At 27.9% G+C, this 1454-nt stretch carries 2 protein-coding genes; one reads left to right on the top strand and one right to left on the bottom strand.

The window, feature by feature from the left end; genetic code table 11:
* The first annotated feature begins 130 nt into the window (after window positions 1-130).
* Window positions 131-310: an antitoxin VbhA family protein gene (locus KPL55_RS25650; RefSeq protein WP_216309575.1), complete on the top strand. Its 180-nt coding sequence runs from the start codon at window positions 131-133 to the stop codon at window positions 308-310.
* A 283-nt stretch (window positions 311-593) separates the two neighbouring features.
* Here KPL55_RS25650 and KPL55_RS25645 read toward each other — a convergent pair whose 3' ends face one another.
* Window positions 594-845 carry a hypothetical protein gene (locus KPL55_RS25645; protein WP_216309574.1) on the bottom strand — a complete coding sequence of 84 codons (252 nt, stop codon included), beginning with the start codon at window positions 843-845 and terminating at the stop codon, window positions 594-596.
* Window positions 846-1454 lie beyond the last annotated feature (609 nt).

Raw genomic sequence — 1454 nt, 5'->3', positions numbered from 1 at the left:
ATCAATCTAAAACACTCAACAAAAGGCTCTAAATACACCTAAGTTCAAGTTTCAAAATGAAATTCGGAACTTTCCTATTGCTTCTGGTGACAGCTATGTTCTTCATACCCCGATAAGGAGGAATTTAATATTGACTAAAGAATTATCTAAAGAGGACAGACAAAGTTTAGCCAATGCAAAGGCTACTGTTGAAATGGAAGGAATGATCCTTACAGAAAATGAAACTAAAATTTTAGAAGATTACCTTAAAGGAATATTAACAGAAGAAGATGTTTTAAAAATTATCCGTAGCAATAAAAGTATAAATTAATATGAAACAAAGTGATTATTGTTATCCAGATAGTTTTTAAAAAGTCCTTTCCCCTTTGATCTTCCTCAAAACTATTGAAAACTCATGGATAACTTTCGTTCCTCAACTTTCCCACAAGTTTACAACAGTTTTTCCGGCTATTCCTTTTAAGCGATTTATTTTAATTTATTATAGATGGGCATGAACTAATACATTTTCATAGCGGATTAGTTCAACATTTTTTATAATGGTTACATTTAAGAATAAAAAAAGCAACCTCAAAGGGCTGCTTTTTTTATTAAAATTATTTGACTTTTTTTAAAATAAATTCTTGTTGTTTTGAAACTTCATTTTCTATTCTGTTCAATTGTTCAGTATTAGTTTTATGACCTTCTAGTGAAAAATCTACTTTTTTATCTAGTTTCTCTATTTTGAAATCTATTTTTTTAATATCATTTTTCATACCGCCGATATCATTTTTCATACTCCCAATCTCTATTTTAATTGCTTCTTGACCTTCCATCAATTGGATAAGCATTTTTTTAATTTCTTCCATTTAGTTCACCACCTTTAAATATTATAACACATTTTAAATTAGTATTTGAATAAAGTAAAACAACATTCTTACCGAGGATTTAAAGAAGTTAAAAATCACTTTGAAATGAAAGATAAAATTGAAATGCTAAAGCTATGCTAAGGCGTTTTTTTTTCGTCCCAAAAAAACTTTAGCATGATTTAGGTAAAAACTATTGTATTATTTGGTAGTTTAGTGTAATATAAAAATGAAATACGGCTTACACATTGCGTTTCATATTCATGTTACCATAAAATATTGCATAATGCAATCGGTATACTAGTATCAAAGGATTTATAAAATATTTTACGAAACTACGTTTCGGTGGGGAGTAGGCTTTCTGGTGCATTATCAATATCGACGGAGTCAATATAATAAAAAAAAAGTCAACGCGTTGAATTTTTTTTTAATGAGAATGCTACCAGAATCAAAAGCATACAAAAGAAAGATAATATTAATGAAAGGGTAAAATGGGTAAGCAAAAAAATAAAGAGCAAAAGAGAAAAAGAAAAGACCAAGAAAAAGAAAAAAATAAAGAGCATAAAGAGAAAAAGAAAGACCAAAGAAAAAAGACTAAGAAAAAAATGAAAG

Source organism: Clostridium lacusfryxellense (genome assembly GCF_018861735.1).
Taxonomy (GTDB): domain Bacteria; phylum Bacillota; class Clostridia; order Clostridiales; family Clostridiaceae; genus Clostridium_AD; species Clostridium_AD lacusfryxellense.
This window is presented reverse-complemented; position numbering and strand designations above follow the sequence as displayed.